At 45.2% G+C, this 19,618-nt stretch carries 17 protein-coding genes and 1 riboswitch; of the genes, 2 read left to right on the forward strand and 15 right to left on the reverse strand.

Annotation, left to right across the window (positions count from 1 at the left end):
* The 14 genes from WMO75_RS12220 to WMO75_RS12285 form a co-directional block, all read right to left on the reverse strand.
* Positions 1-749 (reverse strand): formate--tetrahydrofolate ligase (locus tag WMO75_RS12220; protein ID WP_349078102.1); only part of this gene is annotated, 749 nt, incomplete at its 3' end.
* Positions 750-870: 121 nt separating this feature from the next.
* Positions 871-952: riboswitch (ZMP/ZTP riboswitch) on the reverse strand.
* A 267-nt stretch (positions 953-1,219) separates the two neighbouring features.
* Positions 1,220-2,677 (reverse strand): xylulokinase, encoded by a 1,458-nt coding sequence (xylB, locus tag WMO75_RS12225; protein ID WP_173905924.1) that lies wholly within the window; start codon positions 2,675-2,677, stop codon positions 1,220-1,222.
* 160 nt (positions 2,678-2,837) lie between these two features.
* Positions 2,838-4,319: an L-fucose/L-arabinose isomerase family protein gene (locus WMO75_RS12230; protein ID WP_022213877.1), complete on the reverse strand. Its 1,482-nt coding sequence runs from the start codon at positions 4,317-4,319 to the stop codon at positions 2,838-2,840.
* A 64-nt stretch (positions 4,320-4,383) separates the two neighbouring features.
* Positions 4,384-5,001 carry a DUF4867 family protein gene (locus WMO75_RS12235; protein WP_022213876.1) on the reverse strand — a complete coding sequence of 206 codons (618 nt, stop codon included), beginning with the start codon at positions 4,999-5,001 and terminating at the stop codon, positions 4,384-4,386.
* 190 nt (positions 5,002-5,191) lie between these two features.
* Positions 5,192-6,010: an AraC family transcriptional regulator gene (locus tag WMO75_RS12240; RefSeq protein ID WP_022213875.1), complete on the reverse strand. Its 819-nt coding sequence runs from the start codon at positions 6,008-6,010 to the stop codon at positions 5,192-5,194.
* A gap of 27 nt (positions 6,011-6,037) precedes the next feature.
* Positions 6,038-7,720: an AAA family ATPase gene (locus WMO75_RS12245; protein ID WP_349078103.1), complete on the reverse strand. Its 1,683-nt coding sequence runs from the start codon at positions 7,718-7,720 to the stop codon at positions 6,038-6,040.
* Positions 7,721-7,973: 253 nt separating this feature from the next.
* Entirely contained in the window at positions 7,974-8,747 is a 774-nt protein-coding gene (gene trpA / locus WMO75_RS12250; protein WP_349078104.1) for a tryptophan synthase subunit alpha, read from the reverse strand.
* Positions 8,740-9,924, reverse strand: coding sequence for a tryptophan synthase subunit beta (gene trpB / locus WMO75_RS12255; RefSeq protein WP_118253610.1), 1,185 nt, complete (start codon positions 9,922-9,924; stop codon positions 8,740-8,742). The genes trpA and trpB overlap by 8 nt, the downstream gene beginning before the upstream one ends.
* Before the next feature lie 47 nt (positions 9,925-9,971).
* Entirely contained in the window at positions 9,972-10,610 is a 639-nt protein-coding gene (locus WMO75_RS12260; RefSeq protein ID WP_417192134.1) for a phosphoribosylanthranilate isomerase, read from the reverse strand.
* Positions 10,611-10,630: 20 nt separating this feature from the next.
* Positions 10,631-11,467, reverse strand: a complete 837-nt coding sequence (trpC, locus tag WMO75_RS12265; protein WP_296056517.1) for an indole-3-glycerol phosphate synthase TrpC — start codon at positions 11,465-11,467, stop codon at positions 10,631-10,633.
* Between the two features lie 30 nt (positions 11,468-11,497).
* Positions 11,498-12,508: an anthranilate phosphoribosyltransferase gene (gene trpD / locus WMO75_RS12270; RefSeq protein ID WP_349078106.1), complete on the reverse strand. Its 1,011-nt coding sequence runs from the start codon at positions 12,506-12,508 to the stop codon at positions 11,498-11,500.
* Between the two features lie 17 nt (positions 12,509-12,525).
* Entirely contained in the window at positions 12,526-13,101 is a 576-nt protein-coding gene (locus WMO75_RS12275) for an anthranilate synthase component II (RefSeq protein WP_022213867.1), read from the reverse strand.
* Positions 13,098-14,582, reverse strand: a complete 1,485-nt coding sequence (trpE, locus tag WMO75_RS12280) for an anthranilate synthase component I (protein ID WP_349078107.1) — start codon at positions 14,580-14,582, stop codon at positions 13,098-13,100. The genes WMO75_RS12275 and trpE overlap by 4 nt, the downstream gene beginning before the upstream one ends.
* Before the next feature lie 384 nt (positions 14,583-14,966).
* Positions 14,967-15,797 carry a Cof-type HAD-IIB family hydrolase gene (locus WMO75_RS12285; protein ID WP_349078108.1) on the reverse strand — a complete coding sequence of 277 codons (831 nt, stop codon included), beginning with the start codon at positions 15,795-15,797 and terminating at the stop codon, positions 14,967-14,969.
* Positions 15,798-15,922: 125 nt separating this feature from the next.
* On the opposite strand from WMO75_RS12285, the gene WMO75_RS12290 reads away from it, so the two are divergent.
* Together WMO75_RS12290 and WMO75_RS12295 are read left to right on the forward strand one after the other, a co-directional pair.
* The gene (locus WMO75_RS12290) at positions 15,923-16,201 is read left to right on the forward strand and encodes a type II toxin-antitoxin system HicB family antitoxin (RefSeq protein ID WP_022213864.1); all 279 of its coding nucleotides are present in this window, start codon (positions 15,923-15,925) and stop codon (positions 16,199-16,201) included.
* Between the two features lie 53 nt (positions 16,202-16,254).
* Positions 16,255-17,718 carry a helix-turn-helix domain-containing protein gene (locus tag WMO75_RS12295; RefSeq protein ID WP_349078109.1) on the forward strand — a complete coding sequence of 488 codons (1,464 nt, stop codon included), beginning with the start codon at positions 16,255-16,257 and terminating at the stop codon, positions 17,716-17,718.
* 246 nt (positions 17,719-17,964) lie between these two features.
* Here the strand turns inward: WMO75_RS12295 and WMO75_RS12300 are convergent, their stop codons facing one another.
* Complete coding sequence (locus tag WMO75_RS12300; RefSeq protein WP_022213862.1) at positions 17,965-19,437, reverse strand: Ig-like domain-containing protein; 1,473 nt, start codon at positions 19,435-19,437, stop codon at positions 17,965-17,967.
* Between the last annotated feature and the right edge of the window lie 181 nt (positions 19,438-19,618).

Here is a 19,618-nt window from a genome sequence, read left to right on the forward strand (position 1 = left end):
GTCATAGCGCCTTCTGCATGGAGGTCACCTGCTGTTACCGGTTTCTGCTCGGATACTTTACCGTAGGTATATCCGATAATAATTCTGGAAAGTCTTTCTTTCAGGTCTTTGATGTCACTTGCAAGACAAAGGACTGCCATGATCTCAGATGCAACGGTGATGTCATATCCGTCTTCACGCGGCATTCCGTTTGTTCTTCCACCGAGGCCGTCTACTACGTTACGGAGCTGACGGTCGTTCATGTCCACGCATCTTCTCCATGTGATCTTTCTTGGATCGATGTTCAGAGCGTTGCCCTGGAAGATATGATTGTCGATCATTGCTGCGAGCAGGTTGTTTGCTGCTCCGATCGCATGGAAGTCACCTGTGAAGTGAAGGTTGATGTCCTCCATCGGAACTACCTGTGCATAGCCGCCGCCTGCTGCGCCGCCCTTAACACCGAATACCGGTCCGAGGGATGGCTCACGGAGAGCTACCATAACACTCTTGCCAAGTCTCTGCATACCGTCTGCAAGACCTACGGTTGTAGTTGTTTTTCCTTCACCTGCCGGTGTCGGGTTGATAGCGGTTACGAGGATCAGCTTGCCGTCCTTTTTGTCGCTTTCTTTCAGGAGATTGTAATCGATCTTTGCTTTGTACTTACCATACTGCTCCAGATATTTGTCGTCGATGCCTGCCTTTTCTGCGATCTTGGTGATCGGCTCCATTGTGCACTCCTGTGCGATTTCGATGTCACTTTTGAATCCCATAATTTTCTCCTTTCTTTGCCGATAACGCCTGTCGTGATTGCCCCGTCACCAGGCAATCATGGCGTTGATTTTTAATAAGCCCTCTTTTCTTATTAAAAAAAGCAGTATCCGAGTTACCCTCAAATACTGCCCAGACGGTCGGCGTTACAAATCTCCTGCTCCCTCGTGGTATCTCCACAATTCCGTCAGTCACCGGAGATTCTATTTACTTGGTGAGAAAATACTATCATATTTGTTGTCATTTGTCAATAAATTGTCGCGATTATTATGGTTTTTTATAAAACATAAGGAAAACTTAAATAAAATTTGTTATTTTATCATACTATTATTTAACGTCAGCCCGTTCTGTCCTAATGCACCAGGCGTGGCCCGGTGGGGAGCGCGAGGGGAGAACGGCCTTCGCAACTTCGAGTGCCCTCCCCTCGCATAAGGTTTTGCAGTTTCCAAACTGCGGGAATCTGGGCAGTACCCTAGAAAAGTGGTTTAAGGGCCGGATACAGTTTCTTAAACTTCTGATACTTTTCTTCGTACTTCGCCACAATTTCTTCCTCCGGCTCAACGGTGTCAACGACGTGAGCCATCTTCTTTCCGATGGTCTCAACATCCGGATAAGCCCCACATCCTACGGCAGCCAGCATGGCGCCACCCATGGACGGTCCTTCTTCTACGTCGAGAACATCAACTTTGAGGTTCATCACATTTGCAATAATCTTTTTCCAGAGCGGGCTCTTTGCGCCGCCGCCGCAGATCTTGGTTCGTTCGATCTTGATACCAAGTTTTCTTGCAACTTCGAGGGAATCGCGAAGTCCGAAGGCTACGCCTTCGAGAACAGCCTGTGTCATATCTGCTCTTGTAGTGTCCATGGACATTCCGAAGAATACACCTCTTGCGTCAGGATTGTTATGTGGTGATCTTTCTCCCATCAGGTATGGAAGGAAGAATACATTGTTTTCGCCGAGTTTCTGGATCGGTGCCTGCTCTGCTGCGAAATCCTTGGTCTGAAGGATTTCCTCTGCCCACCATTTGTTACAGGATGCTGCGCTCAGCATGCAGCCCATCAGGTGATAGCTTCCGTCTGCATGGCAGAAGGAATGCAGTGCATTGTTTTCGTCAACGCCGAAGTTTTTGCTGGAGATGAAGATGGTTCCGGAAGTTCCAAGGGAGATGTTGCACTGTCCATCACCAACAGTTCCTGTTCCGACTGCTGCTGCCGCATTGTCGCCTGCTCCTGCTACGACTTTGACGTCTGCAGAGAATCCGAGTTCTTTTGCAACTTCTGGTTTCAGTGTTCCGACAACTTCCCAGCTTTCGTACAGTTTCGGAAGTTGTTCTTCCTTAACGTCGCAGATCTCCATCATTTCTTTGGACCAGCAGCGGTTCTTTACGTCAAGAAGCAACATACCGGATGCATCAGAAACATCTGTGCAGAAAGATCCGGAAAGTCTGTATGCAAGGTAGTCTTTTGGAAGCATGATCTTTGCGATCTTTGCAAATTTCTCCGGCTCGTTTTTCTTCATCCACAGGATCTTTGGTGCTGTGAAGCCTGCAAAAGCGATGTTTGCTGTGTACTGTGATAATTTATCTTTGCCGATCTCATTGTTGAGATATTCTGTTTCTTTCTGGGAACGTCCATCATTCCAGAGGATTGCCGGGCGGATGACATTGTCATTTTCATCCAGTGTTACCAGTCCGTGCATCTGTCCGCCGAAGCCGATTCCGGCTACCTGGGAGCGGTCGATTCCTTCGGTCAGTTCTTTCATTCCCTCAACACTCTGGGTAAACCAGTCTTCCGGATTCTGTTCTGACCAGCCCGGATGCGGGAAAAACAGTGGATATTCTTTTGATACGATATTACAGATCTTGCCTGATTCTTCCATCAGAAGAAGTTTTACGGCAGAAGTTCCTAAATCCACACCAATATAGTACATATTTCCTCCTAACTGTGCATTTTGCATACATACCCCGCAGATGCACATTCTGTCTGTTATTGATATTTTTTACTGATATTTTGCTCTTTACCACGACATCCCAGGAAAACTCCCGGGATGTCTGTATTGATTTTATTTTATTTTTTTCAAAATCAGAAGATTATCCCCACGGATTTTCTGTTGGGTATCTTACTCCTGCTGGCTGGTTGTAACCGATCTTCTTTACATCCAGTCCAAGGAATTTCACTACTTCGAAAAACTGTTTTCCGTAATGTCCGAACATAACTGCTCCGTGATGCGGATAGTTGCCTTCTATCAGTACGTGACGGTAGAATCTTCCCATTTCGTTGATAGCGAAGATACCGATACCACCGAAGGATCTTGTCGGTACATCAAGAACTTCACCTTCTGCAACGTATGCTACCAGTTCACCTTCTGAGTTGCACTGCAGACGATAGAATGTGATGTCAGAAGCAGCAATGTCACCTTCAAGAGTTCCTCTTGTAAAGTCTGGCTCAGATCCTGCTGGCTCAAGAAGTCTGTGCTGGATGAGCTGATATTTAACGGCTCTGGATTCGCACATCTTGCATTCCGGAGTATTTCCACAATGGAATCCCATGAATGTATCTGTAAGTTTGTAATCATATTTTCCTTTGATATCTTCGTCATAGATATACTGCGGAACAGAGTTGTTGATGTCAAGCAGTGTAACTGCGTCGTTGGAGATGCAGAGTCCGATGTACTCGCTGAGTGCTCCATAGATATCAACTTCGCAGGATACCGGGATTCCTCTGGAACCAAGACGGCTGTTTACATAGCAAGGCTCAAATCCGAACTGTGACGGGAATGCCGGCCAGCATTTGTCAGCAAATGCAACGTATTTTCTTGCTCCTTTGTGAGCTTCTGCCCAGTCAAGAAGAGTAAGCTCGAACTGTGCCATTCTTGCATTGAGGTCTTCGTAGTATTTGCCTTCGCCCATTTCTTTTGCCATATCTGCGCAAACTTCCGGGATACGAGGATCGTTTTCATGCTCTTTGAAAGCAACGAGAAGGTCAAGTTCGGAGTTTTCTTCGATCTCAACACCCAGTTCATAGAGGCCTTTGATCGGTGCGTTACAAGCGAAGAAATCCTGCGGACGTGGTCCGAATGTAATGATCTTGAGGTTACGAACACCGATAACGGCACGTGCAACCGGTACGAAATCACCGATCATCTTGGCGATGTCATCAGCTGTTCCAACTGGATATTCCGGAATGTATGCTTCAAGATGACGCATCTTTAAGTTGTAGGAGCAGTTCAGCATACCACAGTAAGCATCACCTCTGCCGTTGATCATGTCGCCGTCGCCTTCCGCTGCTGCAACGTACATGCACGGTCCGTCGAATCTTTCTGCGATCAGTGTCTCCGGTGTTTCCGGTCCGAAGTTTCCAAGGAAAACAACCAGGGCGTTACACTCTGCTTTGTTTACATCTTCGAGTGCTTTTTCCATGTCTTTCTCGTTCTCAACAGTTACTGGACATTCGTAAAGTTCTCCTGTGTAGGCTGCTTTGATAGCTGCGCGTCTCTTCTCAGAGAGCTGGATCGGGAAACAGTCACGGCTTACTGCGATGATTCCAAGTTTTACTACTGGGATATTGTTCATGATAAAAATTCCTCCATATTATATAAGTTTGTATTTACAGTTATTTGCTTTTCAGTATAAAAAATCAGTCGATTCCGACATTCTCACCTTTGAGTCCGTTAAACGCACCTTCGATAGCTGCTTCTTCGTGTGCGATCAGCCATTTATTCTTAGCTGTAAGAAGCTTGTCCTCGCCTTCAGCGGCTGTGTCAAAAGTCAGCTCCGTGTTTGTTCCTTTTGGTAAAACAACAACGCACTGGAAACCTGCTTCGTTTACATGACATGGTGCATAGTGAAGAGTTGTTGCATATACTTCGATTCCGGTTCCTGCCGGAACAAGGAATGCTTCTACTTTGGATGTGTCATATGTAAAATCTTTTTCGATATCCTGCTGATGTCCGATCAGAAGGACAAGATCTGTAACCGCTACGTTGATCTCGGAATTGCGGTGATATTCCAGTCCGTTTAATTTCTTATTATGACCATTGCAGTATCCGATCTCGATCGGCAGTCCACCGTATCCTTTGTTCTGAAGTTCCTTCGCTACCGGCAATGCCTCCATCTCTTCTACGGATGGCACATAGATCACGTCCTCCGGTACCGGTGTGTGTTTCATTTCCTTCAGGAGTTCTGTAAAGTCATACCCCTCCAGTACTTTACCATATCTGCGAAATGCGTCATCTGCTACATTCTGAATCTTCACCTGAAGTTACCTCCTTTATATTTTTCATGTTGGAGATATCATATCATGAGGTGTGTTTTATTTCGCCAGATTTTTTGTCCTCTTTAGTGCACTTTTTTGACCTTTTAGTTTTTTGTTTTGTACAAACATTTATAACTATTAAGAAAAAAAACAGGCGTTTCTGATCCGCCTGTTTTTGCATTTTTATTCTTTATTTTTCTCGTCCAAGTTCGCTTGGCAGAATGCTGTATCGTTTCTGGAATTCCCGCGTAAAAGCGCGGCTGCTGCTAAATCCGTTGTCCAGGGCGATCTGGCTGATCGTCTTGTCTGTGTTCAGTAATTCCCTGTATGCATAGGTCATTCGGATGTCCTGTAAGTACGTCTTAAAATTGACATTTGCATATTTCTGGAACATTCTGGATAAATATGCATCGGAGTAACCGAACATGTTCGCTACTTCGGTCAGTTTGAGTTCTTCCTGATAATGCTCTCTCATATAGGAAGTAATTCTCGCAAGAGCATCCAGGCGGCGGCTGTGGCGTACTTCCTGCTCGCCCGCCTCGTCCAACCGGTAGTGATTGACCAGAAAATAAAGCACATCATAATAGAAGGAACGGATCTTGAATTCATATCCGACTCCACGTTTCCCGTATAATTTATACATTTCACGCACCAGTCTCCAGAGTGTCGCATCCATCTCCGGAACACTTCCCGCAAAGCGTACAAATCGGTGTGCGGTAAAATAGTCCTCAAACTGCTTCAGCGGAATCTGAAGTACTGCCGTATGATTCTCTTCCGGCGAATCGATCGAATGCACTTCATTGGAATTGATAATCATCAGCTCCCCCGCCTTGAGCGGATGTTTCTCATCATTCAGATAAAAAGTCAGCGAACCTTCCATCACCGCAAAGATCTCCACAGACGTATGCCAGTGTTTCTCCCTCACATAATTTCCCTGACTTCCCTCAAACAGAAAAAATTTAAACGGCAGTCCCTCATCCGGGATCACCAGTTCATGCTGGAATTCCATGCTATACCCCTCTTCTCCAATAATAAATCAGTTTTCTTTCTTTTGTTTTACAAGACAACGCCTCTTATAAAAAGCTACACCATAGCAATAAATATGGTCATATTCATCTTCATACTCTTTTGCATACATACGCCTGTCAATTTGGCACAGGGCTGCTTCACAGTCGCCCTCCATAGCAGACAATGTTCTGGAATATTTTGCCTCAAAAATCGCCACCTGTCCATTTACAGAGTCATACACAACAATATCGCTGCGTCCCTCTCCATGTTCTTTGTTTGACTCTACAACATATCCTGCTCCTGTAAAAATCCCTGCAAGAAAAGCATGATAAAAATCTTCCCTGTAATCATGATAGCTGATGGTTTTTCGCAAAAGTTTGCTCATTTCCTGTGTAAGGATCTCGCTCTGACCACTCCATGCAGCATCGAACAAAGCCTTTCGATTCCATGTTTTGACACTCTCAGAAAACCATTTCACAACGGTAGTCTCAAAAATTTCTCTGATCTCAGCATTTGGAATTTTTAACGCTGACATATTGTCTGGCAACGGATCTGTTATTTCATTTTCTCTTGCCTGCGTCAGATAGCCTGTCAGATAAAGAATGCTCCAGAGATTTTCTTCTGAAGAATGCAGATAATCGTAAGTGAGATTTTCATCTATACGTTGTATGATATAACCTCCTGAAAGTAAGGCTTCCATTTTCTTTGTAATGTTACTTCCTGCGTAATCAATAAAAGAACGGATGATCTCATTATCACTGGTATTCTTCCAGTAACTTGCCGGTCTTGCCTTCGGATTCCGCTGGATATCACGAATATAATTCATCACATCCCAGGGGCAGTAAACATCAACCTTTCCAAAATGATACCCATCATACCATTTCTTCATCTCGTCTCCAAATTCCTCGACATCTGCTTCGCTCAGGATCTTATCTACATCTTTTTGTGTAAAACCAAAATATTCATTTAAGTTTGAATCGCTTATTGTATCGGAAACAAAATTATTGGTTCCTGTAAAAATACTCTCTTTCGCAATCTGCAGGCAGCCTGTGACTACTGCAAAGCAAAGCCCCGGATTGTCCTTTAACGCAGTGCTCATCATCACTTTAAGGATTTCAAGCATCTGTGGATAATATTGATGGCTGCTGGCTTTTGCAATCGGGACATCGTATTCATCGATCAAAAGGATTACATTTTTCTGATAATGTTGCTGCATCAGCTTTATCAGCAACGACAGGCTCTTTTTGATATCTGTAACAGTTGCTTCTTCTGTAATAATGCGCTGCATGATTTCTTTATCATATGGACTTATCCGGGAACTTTCCATTAAATACAGGTGCTCTTTGTAAAGTTCTGTGATCGTTGAAGAAAGCATACCATAAGCACTGGAAAAATCTAATCCGTCAACATCCTTGAAGGTCACAAACAGCGTTGGAAACTGGTTCATCCACTCACTGCACACGTCTCTTTGTTCCGCAATTTCCAGCCCCTTGAACAACTCTGTACTTTCTTTTCGAATATCAAAAAAATTCGCCAGCATGCTCATACCAAGAGTCTTCCCAAAACGCCTTGGTCTGGTGATCAGAGTAACTTCTGTGGATTTTTCTTCTAATAATTCTGCGATCAGTCCACTTTTATCAACGTAGTAATATCCATTCTTCCGGATTTTCTCAAAATCTGAAATACCAACCGGAATGCCTAATCTCGCCATGTCTGCCACTCCTTTCCCAACTAATGTCTATATCATAACATGAAGGCATTCCTTTTACAAGCAAGTGAAAATCCATCTGATTTTTTATCATCATAAAAAACACCGTCTTCCTGATAAGCTGAATATATCAGAAAAACAGTGTTCATAATAGCTTCCTGCATCGGAAAATACATCTGGCATTCCCTCCGATGCCTGGTGATTAGATACCGGGTAATTATTCAAGAAAAAAGCTTTCTATACATGATATATGCTTTTATCTTATCGCATCCTTCATGGACTTCACATACTCTTTGATATATGGTACGCAGTCGGCTCCGTGGGTTTCACAGAGTTTGACAATGGCAGAACCCACGATGACGCCGTCGGCCTGGGAGACCATCTTTTTGGCCTGCTCCGGAGTGGAGATTCCGAAACCTACGGCACATGGGATGTCTTTCTGGGCTTTGACGAGTTCCACCATGGCTCCGATGTCTGTGGTGATCTGGCTTCGCATGCCGGTAACTCCGAGGGAGGATACGCAGTAGACAAATCCTTCTGCCTCTTTTGCGATCATGGAGATTCTCTCGTGGGAGGTCGGTGCGATCAGAGAGATCAGATCCAGACCATACTTCTCTGCAACGGATGCGAACTCTTCTTTTTCTTCAAATGGGACATCCGGAAGGATCATTCCGTCCATTCCAACTTCTGCTGCTCTCTTGCAGAAACGCTCAATCCCATAGGAAAAAACAACGTTCGCATAGGTCATAAATACCATTGGGATAGAACTGTTTTTGCGGATCTTTTCTACCATATCAAAAACTTTATCTGTGGTAACTCCACCGGATAAAGCACGCAGGTTTGCGCCCTGGATGACAGGGCCTTCTGCGGTCGGATCAGAAAATGGAATACCAAGTTCGATCAGATCTGCACCTGCTTCTTCCATGGCATATACGATTTTTTCGGTAACATCAAGGGACGGATCCCCGCAGGTAACAAACGGGATAAATGCTTTTCCCTTTGCAAATGCTTCTGTAATTCTCTTATTCATGGATATCCTCCCCTCTGTAACGTGCGATCGCTGCACAGTCCTTGTCTCCTCGTCCGGAAATAGTGATAACTACGATCTGGTCTTTACGCATCTGTGGCACGATCTTTCTCGCGTAAGCCACGGCATGAGCACTCTCGATCGCCGGAATGATGCCTTCTGTTCTTGACAGATATTCGAATGCATCTACCGCTTCATCGTCTGTTACCGGCACATATTCCGCACGTCCGCTGTCATAAAGATGTGCATGTTCCGGTCCGACACCAGGGTAATCTAATCCCGCTGAAATGGAATAAACCGGTGCGATCTGACCATACTCATCCTGGCAGAAATAGGACTTCATGCCATGGAAAATACCAAGTTTTCCGGTTGCGATCGTCGCTGCCGTCTCTGCAGTATTGACACCGCGTCCTGCTGCCTCACAGCCGATCAGGCGGACTCCCTCATCCTCAATAAAGTTATAGAAAGTTCCAATCGCATTGGAACCGCCGCCCACACAGGCAAGCACAACATCTGGAAGTTTGCCTTCTTTTTCGAGGATCTGCTCTTTGATCTCCTTGGAAATGACTGCCTGGAAATCACGGACGATCGTCGGGAACGGGTGCGGTCCCATGACAGATCCGAGGACATAATGTGTATCGGAAATACGGTTTGTCCACTCTCTCATTGTCTCGGAAACGGCATCTTTCAGGGTTGCAGTTCCTGATGTAACGGCATGTACTTTAGCTCCCAGAAGACGCATTCTGTATACGTTCAGTGCCTGACGTTCTGTGTCTTCCTTACCCATGAATACTTCACATTCCATACCCATAAGAGCTGCTGCTGTTGCGGTTGCAACACCGTGCTGTCCGGCTCCTGTCTCTGCGATGACACGTGTTTTTCCCATCTTTTTGGCAAGTAAAACCTGTCCCAGAACGTTGTTGATCTTGTGTGCTCCTGTATGGTTCAAGTCCTCACGTTTCAGATAAACTTTGGCTCCGCCGAGGTCTTCTGTCATATGTGCTGCATAGTACAGACGTGACGGACGGCCTGCATAATTGTTCAGCAGATCGGTCAGTTCACGGTTGAATTCCGGGTCATCTTTGTAACGGTTATAGGCCTCTTCCAGCTCCAGAACCGCATTCATCAGTGTCTCTGGAATGTACTGCCCTCCATGTATTCCAAATCTTCCTTTTGACATTTGTGTCCTCCTCTATACTCTTCCAAACACCTTGTTTCTTTATATAATTACTTTGTTTCTTTCATTTTCCTGACGATATCCACAACCTGCCGGATCTTCGCCGGATCTTTCCACTTTTCTGTCTCCACACTGCTGCTTAGATCCACCGCATATGGATGGATTTCCCGGATCGCCTGTTCCAGATTGGCGGCTCCGATGCCTCCTGCGAGAAAAAATGGTCTCTGGATCTCCGGGATCAAAGACCAGTCAAAAGTCTTTCCGGTTCCTCCGCCGCCCTGATCCAGAAGAATGTAATCTGCCGGGCTTTGCAGTGCTTTCTCGATATCTTCGGCTGTTTTTATGGAAAACGCTTTGATGATCGGCTTGTCTGTGTATGTTTTTAATTCTCTGATATAGGACTCATTTTCCTGTCCGTGAAGCTGTGCAAGTGCAAGCGTTCCGTCATCCAGAAGTGATCTTACCAGCTCCATCGGTGCATCGACAAACACTCCAACTGGCTGGATCTCCTGGATCAGATCTTTCACCAGATCTCTCACTTCATCTGCCGTTACACTCCGGAAACTTTTGGGAAATTCTATGATAAATCCACAGTAATCCGGCTTCGCCTCATTGACGGCGAGGATGTCTTCTCTACGCCTGAGCCCACATATTTTTATCTTAGTTTTGCTATGATCCTGAGCTGTCATTTCCTGCATCTCTCTGTTTCTCAATCCTCAGTCAACGGTGCTCCATTCAGTTCTTCGAGTGCTGCTTTTTTGTCCGGACTTCGCATCAGGGTTTCTCCGATCAGCACAGCCTCGATCTGGTTATCATGCAGACGCTTGATGTCCTCCGATGTGCGGATGCCGCTCTCGGAAACAAAGATCACATTCTCCGGTGCAAGTTTGCGAAGGTTGATGCTGTTCGCCATATCCACCTCGAAGGTTCTGAGGTCACGGTTGTTGACTCCGATGATCCTTGCTCCGCTCTTTAAAGCTCTCGCAACTTCCTCTGCATCGTGTGCTTCCACCAGGGCATCCATTCCCAGATCTTCTGCCATTTCGCGGTATTCCCGAAGCTGTTTATCGTCAAGTAATGCACAGATCAGGAGCACTGCGGCTGCACCATAAGCTGCCGCCTGCAGGATCATGTAGTCGTCAATGACGAAATCTTTTCGCAGTACCGGGATATCAACTTCTGATGCAATCTCCCATAAATACTGGTCAGAACCCTGGAAATAAAACGGTTCCGTCAGGCAGGAAATCGCGGATGCACCGGCTGCTTTATACTCTTTTGCGATGTCCAGATACGGAAAATCCGGTGCGATCAGCCCCTTGGACGGGGATGCTTTTTTGACTTCACAGATATAGGACATTCCCGGTTTTTTTAGTGCCTGATAAAAACTATGCGGCGTTTTTGCTGTCTCAGACTGGATCAGCGGATTGAGAAGCATCTGCACTTTTTTCTGCTGGATCTCACGGATCAGATCCTCTCTCGGCATCTCTTTTTTGTCTTTTTCGATGCGCTCTCTCGTCTTCTCAGCGATCTCATTTAATATGTTCATAGTAAAAAATTTCCTTTTCTAATCGGTCATTCAAGCGTTAGATTCCTGAATGAATTCCTCTAATTTCTTCAGTGCTGCACCGCTGTCGATCAGTTCTTTTGCCATGCGTACACCTGCTTCCATGGTTTCTGCTTTGCCTGCGATATAGAGTGCAGCTCCGGCGTTGAGGCATACTGCCTGACGCTTCGGTCCCTTCTCTTCGCCTTTCAGGATTGCTTTCGTGATCTCTGCATTTTCTGCCGGAGTTCCGCCAACCAGATCATCTTTGGAGCATCTTGTATAACCGAACTGCTCCGGTGTGATCTCGTAAGACTGGAACCATCCGTCCTTGATCTCGCAGACAGAAGTCGGTGCGCTCATCGAGATCTCATCCAGTTTGTCCTGTCCAAAAACTACCATTCCTTTTGTCACACCAAGCTTCGCCATAACCTGTGCCAATGGCTCTACAAGACTCTGATCAAATACACCCATCAGCTGCATATTTGCTCCTGCCGGGTTGCTCAAAGGTCCGAGGATATTGAATACGGTACGGATTCCAAGTTCCTTACGGATCGGTGCTACGTACTTCATTGCGATATGATAATTCTGTGCAAACAGGAAACAGATGTTGATCTTTTTGAGAAGTTCTGCACTTTTTTCCGGGGAGATCGTGATGTTTACTCCAAGTGCTTCAAGAACATCTGCTGCACCACTCTTGGAGGATGCTGCACGGTTTCCATGCTTTGCTACCGGCACGCCGCCTGCTGCGATCACCAGTGAGGAAGTGGTGGAAATGTTGAAGGAGTTTGCTCCGTCACCGCCGGTTCCTACGATCTCCAGGACATCCAGATCATGCAGTAATTTGATGCAGTGCGCGCGCATTCCTGCTGCGGAAGCGGTGATCTCATCGATGGTCTCACCCTTCATGGAAAGTGCTGTCAGATAGGAAGACATCTGTACCGGTGTCGCCTGTCCGCTCATGATCTCATCCATGACTGTCTCTGCTTCCTGATATGTTAAGTCTTCTTTTTTTGAAAGTTTTACGATTGCTTTTTTGATCATTTTCATGTCCTCCTTAACTATACTCTTACAACATTTATGAAGTTTTCTACCATCTTTTTACCATCCAGTGTCATAACGGATTCGGGATGGAACTGTACTCCATAGATTGGATATTCTGTGTGTTCCACTGCCATGATCTCGCCGTCTTCTGCCTCTGCTGTGACTCTTAAAACCTCCGGAAGTTTATCTCTTACTGCTGCCAGTGAATGGTATCTGGCTGCCTGGAAGCTGTCTCCCAGTCCTTCAAAAAGTTTGCTTTCTCCGACGGTATAGATTGTTTTTTTCTTGCCGTGCATCAGTTCTTTTGCGTAGGAAACTCTGCCGCCAAAGGCTTCACAGATTGCCTGATGTCCAAGACAGATGCCGAAGATTGGAAGTTTTCCTGCAAAATATTTAATTGCTTCGATGCAGATTCCTGCGTCTGACGGCTTGCCCGGTCCCGGTGAAAGGATCAGTGCTTCCGGTTTCATTGCCTCGATTTCTTCTACTGTATATTCATCATTTCGAACAACTTTGATGTCTGGTTCTACGGAACCGATCAGCTGATATACGTTGTAGGAAAAGCTGTCATAATTATCAATCAGTACGATCATTCCAATCCCTCCTGTGCTTTTTGGATTGCCAGAACTACGGCTCTTGCCTTGTTGCAGCACTCTTCGAATTCTTTTTCCGGAACGCTGTCTGCTACGATCCCTGCTCCGGAGCGGATGCAGATCTCACCTTTTTTCTTGTATACAAGACGGATCGCAATGCAGGTATCAAGGTTTCCTGCAAAATCCAGATATCCGATCGCGCCGCCGTAAATGCCTCGTTTGCTCTGTTCCAGCTCTTCGATGATCTGGCAGGCACGGAACTTCGGTGCCCCGGAAAGTGTTCCTGCCGGGAGGATGGAGTCGACTGCATCTATCGCATCTTTGTCTTCTCGAAGCTCTCCTGCGACTGTGGAACCGATGTGCATAACCTGTGAAAAATGCTCCACACTCATGTATTTTTCCACTTCTACCGTTCCGATCTTGCTGATCCTTCCGATGTCATTTCGTCCCAGATCGACCAGCATGTTGTGCTCTGCAAGTTCCTTCTCATCTTTCAGAAGTCCCTCTTCCAGTTCCCTGTCTTCCTGCTTTGTCTTGCCTCTCGGTCTGGTTCCTGCCAGTGGGAAAGTGGTAAGTTTTTTGTCCTCCAGTTTTACCAGCGTTTCCGGTGAAGCACCTGCAAGTTCGATGTCATCACTGGAAAAATAAAACATATACGGTGACGGATTTGTTGCTCTCAAGACTCTGTAAGTATCAAATAAACTTCCCTCTGCTTTTGCTCTCATCGGGTTGGAAAGCACCACCTGGAAGATGTCTCCCTCATGGATATAATGTTTTGCTTTTTCTACCATCTGGCAGTATTTTTCTTTCGGGAACTGCGGTTTGATCTCAGAATCAAGCTGTAATGGCAGGAACTCAGCCTTCTGTCCGTTTCGGATCAGATCTGCCATTTCCTGAAGTTTTTTCTCTGCTTTCTGGTAAGAATTTTCCAGGTCGTCCAGCATGACTCCTGTGATCAGAAGTACTTTCTGTCTGTAATGGTCAAAGGCGATCACCTGGTCAAAAAGCATCAGATCCATGTCTCTGAAATCCGGATCTTCGTGTTCGCCAAGCTTTAATTTCGGCTCGCTGTATTTGATGTAATCATAGGAAAAATATCCGACCAAACCGCCGGTAAACGGTGGCATATCTTCAATCACCGGGCTCTTGTATTCTTTCAGGATCTCTCTTAAAGCGTCTCCCGGATGTGCAACCTGCTTTGTGATCTCACCCTGATCTTCGCCTTCCGTGCGGCGGATCTTCATTGCTCCGTCCGTGCAGGTAATCTCCATGGCCGGCTCATATCCGAGGAAAGAATAGCGTCCCCACACCTCTGTCTGGCTGGCACTTTCAAGCAGATAACAATGCCTGCTCGCCTTCCTTAAAGTCCTCATAACTTCTACCGGTGTATATCTGTCTGCGTATACTTCCCGGCAGACCGGAACTCTTTTGTACTGACCTTTTGCTGCGATCTCTCTGATGGTTTCTATCGTAGGATACATGGATCATACCTCCCTGTGTATTACTGTTTGTTCCTGTCAGAGCAAAAAAGAAAGCCCGCCCATGACAGAATCTGCTCTCTGTCAAGGACGAGCGTTAAAATTCACCCGCGGTGCCACCTTGATTCACGGAATGACCCGTGCGCTTTGCGGAATACCTGCATATTCCCGGCAACTGACGTATGCCTCACGTCACAGAATACTAAGCGATCGCCTTTCCCTGTGCCCTCAGCGGTCCATTTAACAATCTGCATTTCCACCCGGCTCTCACCCTCCCGGACTCTCTGTGCGCGCATGATAGTTTTTATCTCCGCTTCAACGGTTTAATTAACTAAATCAAATTTTCTATAAAATATCACGATTTTTTTCCATTGTCAATAGGGTTAGTTAAATTTCACATTTTATGTGCGATAAAATAGCCTCGGCCACACCGTCTTCTTCGTTTGTTCCGGTCACGCAGGCGGCGGATTTCTTGCAGTTTTCGGTGGCATTTCCCATTGCGATGCCGTATTTTACTGCTTCCAGCATACTGCTGTCGTTGTCTGCATCACCAAATGCCATCGCTTCTTCCGGGGAGATCCCGAGTTTATCCAGAAGCCACAATAGAGTTTTGCCTTTCCCTGCATCTTTGTGCCCCATTTCGAGAAGATTTGACACAGAGGAAGTCACGTAGATATCCGGAATCTCTTTCTCCAGGGATGTATACAGGCGGTTCCTGTCCTCATGGCTGCATACGAAGGAGATGCTGTCCAGTTCTTTCGCATGCTGCGCTGCAAACTCAATGATATCCTTCACAGGAGTCCTCGTTGCCTTGATATATCTTGCCCCGTACTCTGTCGCCAGATAGCGGATGGGATCTCTGACATACGCTTCCTCTGCGTAGGGAACACCGTCGACGACGACCTCCATGACCATTTTTTCTCTTTTTCTTACAGCAATCGCGACTTCTACGGATTCCGGTGTCATAAGGCACTGGTAAATGCGCTTCTTTTCGCTGACAGAATAAACAGCGCCACCATTGGCTGTGATCAGATATTCCACTCCCGGGTACTCACGGATCATCTCAGGTACAGAACCAAAGGATCTGCCCGTTGCCGGCACAAGGTAGATTCCCTGTGCTGCCGCCAGATCAAGGGCTTCTCTTGTACGTGGAGAAAGTTCTTTTTTGTTTGTCAGCAGGGTCCCGTCCAGGTCGCTGGCGATAAGTTTGACTGCCATTTCACATCTCCTTTGTATTTTTTTGCAAACTATCCATTCATTTTCCACCATTATACAAAATCTTCTGCTTTTTTTCCACCTGATATGATATACTATTAACATTGAGTAAAAAGGAGATGTGTATCATGAAATTTATTTATCCTGCGGTATTCCGCAAAACTGATAAAGGTACTTATAAGGGATTTTTCCCGGATCTTGAGGATTGTTTCGGAGAGGGCGAGACTCTGGATGAAGCAATTGAGGAGGCAAATGCCGCTGCTTACAACTGGATCTCTCTGGAACTTGATGAGGATGACTGCCAGCTCCCGCCTGTTTCTGATGCAGACGACCTGGAACTTGAAGAAGGCGATATCGTCCGGAATATTTCTGTAAATATCCGTTTTTATGAGGGATGGGATGAATAAAATTCCTTTTCCGGATTTCATCATATCAAATCAACCCGGAAGGAGTTTTTAACATGTCAGCATTTTCGGAGGTTCTTACCGAATATATCAAAGCCAGGCACGTCAAAGTTGCACCTATGACCAAATATTGCGGAATTGACCGCTCTACCATGTACAAGCTGATCAGTGGTAAACGCAATCCGCCGTCCAAAGATATTTTTGAAAAAATGGCCCAGTTCATGCACCTGACGCCAGCAGAAACACAGCGTTTCGAGGAAGCCTGGGAAGTGACTGTGATCGGTCCGGAAGTCTACTACAAGCGCAAAAGTGTAGAAAATTTTATCCGGCACTTTCCAAGTCATTTCTCTGTATCACCGGATGAATTTATTTTTTCCTCAAAACTTATCCAGAATAATCAGGAATCGGACTGCACAGTCCTGACCAGTCTTCAGAACGTCAACTATTTCATCCACAAAATGTTCCTTGCCGAAGCATCCAGGTCTTCCGGCAAGATATCACTGTTTCTACAGCCAGATCATGAATTTGTTTTTCATCTGCTCTCCACGCTGGCTCCGTCTGATACCCTGGAAGTTCAGCATATCCTCTGTCTGAACAGTGAAGACACCTTTACAGAACAGCATGAACTTGTAAACCTGAAGTATCTGGATGCGATTTTCCCAATCTACATGTCTGGATTGAATTATACATTATGGTATTATTATGATAATATTCCATCTCATTACCAGAATATGAATATTTTTCCATGTATGATTCTGACTTCCGATGCAGCGCTGATGTGTACTGCTGACGGACAGTCAGGAATCTTTTACCGCAATTCTGATGTAATACATATGCTTCAGGAAATGTACAATACTTATCTGGAACAATGTTCACAGTTATTTCTGCCAACTGCTTTTCTGCCGGATAATTTTTCGAATGTTTTCAATACAATTTTTGAAGTTTCTGAAGAGGCTCCTACTTTTGCCCTTCAACCGGAAGTCTGTATTACACCATTTATCAGCGAAAAGATTCTGAAACAGGCATTTAATTATGATATTCCGCACAGTGAGGAAATTATCAAACAGGCTGCCCTTGCTTTTAGAGGAAATATGAAAAGACTCACAGACAGCCAGACTTATGTATATTTTACAGCTGACGGACTTCTTCAGTTTGCTGCATCCGGACGGACTGCCGAGATTCCAGAAGTTTTTTATCATAAATTTACTGTTGAGCACCGAATCGAGATGCTACATGGAGTTGCCGAAAGCTGCCGCAAGGGTTCTTACAGAATTCTGCAAAAGCCATTAAACCATCTTCCATCCAACCTGCATCTTTGTATTCGTGGAAATGTCGGAACATTGATTTTTCAGAAATATAATGGAGAAGTCATGCTGTTTACGATCCAGGAGTATGGACTTCTTGAAACATTTCTTGATTATCTCCAGAATATGCTGGAAAGCAGTTTCTACACTTCAGAAGAAGCTGCCGCATACGTAGAAAGTATTATATACCAATTGGAAAATGGAGAACTTTCTTAACAATAAAAAAGCCGTATACTCAGGTAAACCCCTGAATATACGGTTTTTCTCTTTCATACTCGCCGATTCGATAGTTAAAATTATACGTATTATTTTTCATATTTCAAGATGTGACATTATTTGTGGGCAGAGTTTTTTGAAATTCAGAACACTTTTTGCCCGTTAATGAGAATTTATTGCAATTATACAATAAAATAAGCCCTCAGTGCTGTAACACCAAGGGCTTATGCTATAAAATTGCTTCCGTTATTTCGCTGGACGATATACCACAGTAAATCCTTCTGAAGCACTGCCCTGTACTTCTGCGGTATAACCAATCGGAGCCGCAGCTACAACATCATAGGTAATCGGAAGACCATCCTCATCCTGAGAATCCAGGAGTACCCACACATGTCTCCACTCGGTATCTGTGCCAAGTGTAATGCTGTCATATTCAAATCCATTGGAAAGCAGCTGAATATCAACCTGATCCGGGCGAACGGTCAGTGCGCCGCTGTCTTCCCATTGTGTCGTTACAGATACATCCGTTGCCGGTGTGACTTTGATCTGGAGCGGTTCGGACTGAACACCATTCCAGGCTGCAACGATATCGGTTGTACCCGTACCGATGCCGGTAACAATTCCCTTATCATCAACTGTTGCGACAGACGGATCAGAACTGGTCCATGTAACTGACGGACTGTCATTCTTCTCTGTGCCATCCCATGTCTCTGCAAAAATGATAGTTGCACCAGTCTGCTTAATACTACGGCTGGCTGGTGTCAGCTTTATTCCCGTACCGGTAACACTTACTTTGCTTGTTGCTGTAAATGCACCCCATGTAAGAGTTACAGTTGTCTCACCAGGGGCTTTCGCGATCAGATTTCCATTGTCATCCACTTCTGCAATCTGCGGATCATCCACATTCCAGATAACATCCTGTCCATCTGCCGCTGTTCCATCCTCACCTGTTCCATCAATCAGTTTATAGCCAATTGCCTGTACAGACAGATCCTCATTTAAAGATAACTGAATGCTGTCAGAGCCTGCTGCAAGCACAATTCCCTTAACAAAAACACGAATGCTGATGGTCATTGGCTCGCCGGATACAGCTCCATTCTCATCTGTTGGCTGGTAAGTTCCTGTTACAACAGCACCACCTGCCTTATGGCTTCTTAACTGTAACTGATCGTCGGAATCTGTATCAAAAATACTCACAACAGATTCATCACTGGATTCCCATGTCATATCTCTGACTGCAATTTTGCTGCCGCCCTTCTCACCATAAACCGGTACAAAGAGACTGGTTTCCTCAGAAACTCCATTAAATACAACATTACCGTCTATGATCTGACCGATAGAATTATCAGCAGGTATATCGCCAAGATAAAGCCCATCTGCGATTGAAGTCTCCTCTTCCACTTGAACTTCAGAAGTGAAATCTGCCTCAGACTGGAAATCAGCATCTGCATCTGTCTGTTCGTCTCCTTCGCTGGTCTCTGCATCAATATTCTCTGTGCTTTCATCTGTGCTGTCCTCAATTACAGTTTCCTCATCGCCTGAGAACTCCAGATCACTGGCTGCATCATCAGCTTCGTAATTATCCTCAGAAAAAGCCTCGACTGCCGCTTCATCCCCCAGATCACCGGCGTATACTACTGTGCCTCCCTGAGCTATAAGAGCCGCCGACAACATCCAGGTTAAAGTACGATTCCATTTTGAATGTAACCCTGCACTCATTTTTATCCCTCTTCTTCTTATTAAAAACATCTGTAAATAGTTTCTACTTTATCGTATGGTAAAATCCTCCACTATTGAGGTCATTTTATCACATGCTTCTTTCTCTGTAAAGTTTCGTGAATATTAATTTTTGCTTATTTTCTAAGTGCAGATTTTAAATTAACTTTGAAAAATTCAATTT

Origin of the sequence: Blautia intestinihominis (assembly GCF_040096655.1) — a bacterium.
Classification (GTDB): Bacteria; Bacillota; Clostridia; order Lachnospirales; family Lachnospiraceae; genus Blautia_A; species Blautia_A intestinihominis.

Excerpts from the sequence above, each read along its gene's own strand:
- WMO75_RS12230 (WP_022213877.1), bottom strand. The coding sequence starts at position 4,319 with ATGAACAATATCCCAGTAGTAAAACTTGGAATCATCGCAGTAAGCCGT.
- trpA (WP_349078104.1), bottom strand. The coding sequence starts at position 8,747 with ATGAATAAGAGAATTACAGAAGCATTTGCAAAGGGAAAAGCATTTATC.
- xylB (WP_173905924.1), bottom strand. The coding sequence starts at position 2,677 with ATGTACTATATTGGTGTGGATTTAGGAACTTCTGCCGTAAAACTTCTT.
- trpC (WP_296056517.1), bottom strand. The coding sequence starts at position 11,467 with ATGAACATATTAAATGAGATCGCTGAGAAGACGAGAGAGCGCATCGAA.
- WMO75_RS12275 (WP_022213867.1), bottom strand. The coding sequence starts at position 13,101 with ATGATCGTACTGATTGATAATTATGACAGCTTTTCCTACAACGTATAT.
- trpE (WP_349078107.1), bottom strand. The coding sequence starts at position 14,582 with ATGTATCCTACGATAGAAACCATCAGAGAGATCGCAGCAAAAGGTCAG.
- WMO75_RS12240 (WP_022213875.1), bottom strand. The coding sequence starts at position 6,010 with ATGGAATTCCAGCATGAACTGGTGATCCCGGATGAGGGACTGCCGTTT.
- WMO75_RS12245 (WP_349078103.1), bottom strand. The coding sequence starts at position 7,720 with ATGGCGAGATTAGGCATTCCGGTTGGTATTTCAGATTTTGAGAAAATC.
- WMO75_RS12300 (WP_022213862.1), bottom strand. The coding sequence starts at position 19,437 with ATGAGTGCAGGGTTACATTCAAAATGGAATCGTACTTTAACCTGGATG.
- trpB (WP_118253610.1), bottom strand. The coding sequence starts at position 9,924 with ATGTCAAAAGGAAGATTTGGAATACATGGAGGGCAGTACATTCCAGAG.
- trpD (WP_349078106.1), bottom strand. The coding sequence starts at position 12,508 with ATGATCAAAAAAGCAATCGTAAAACTTTCAAAAAAAGAAGACTTAACA.
- WMO75_RS12295 (WP_349078109.1), top strand. The coding sequence starts at position 16,255 with ATGTCAGCATTTTCGGAGGTTCTTACCGAATATATCAAAGCCAGGCAC.
- WMO75_RS12285 (WP_349078108.1), bottom strand. The coding sequence starts at position 15,797 with ATGGCAGTCAAACTTATCGCCAGCGACCTGGACGGGACCCTGCTGACA.
- WMO75_RS12290 (WP_022213864.1), top strand. The coding sequence starts at position 15,923 with ATGAAATTTATTTATCCTGCGGTATTCCGCAAAACTGATAAAGGTACT.
- WMO75_RS12260 (WP_417192134.1), bottom strand. The coding sequence starts at position 10,610 with ATGACAGCTCAGGATCATAGCAAAACTAAGATAAAAATATGTGGGCTC.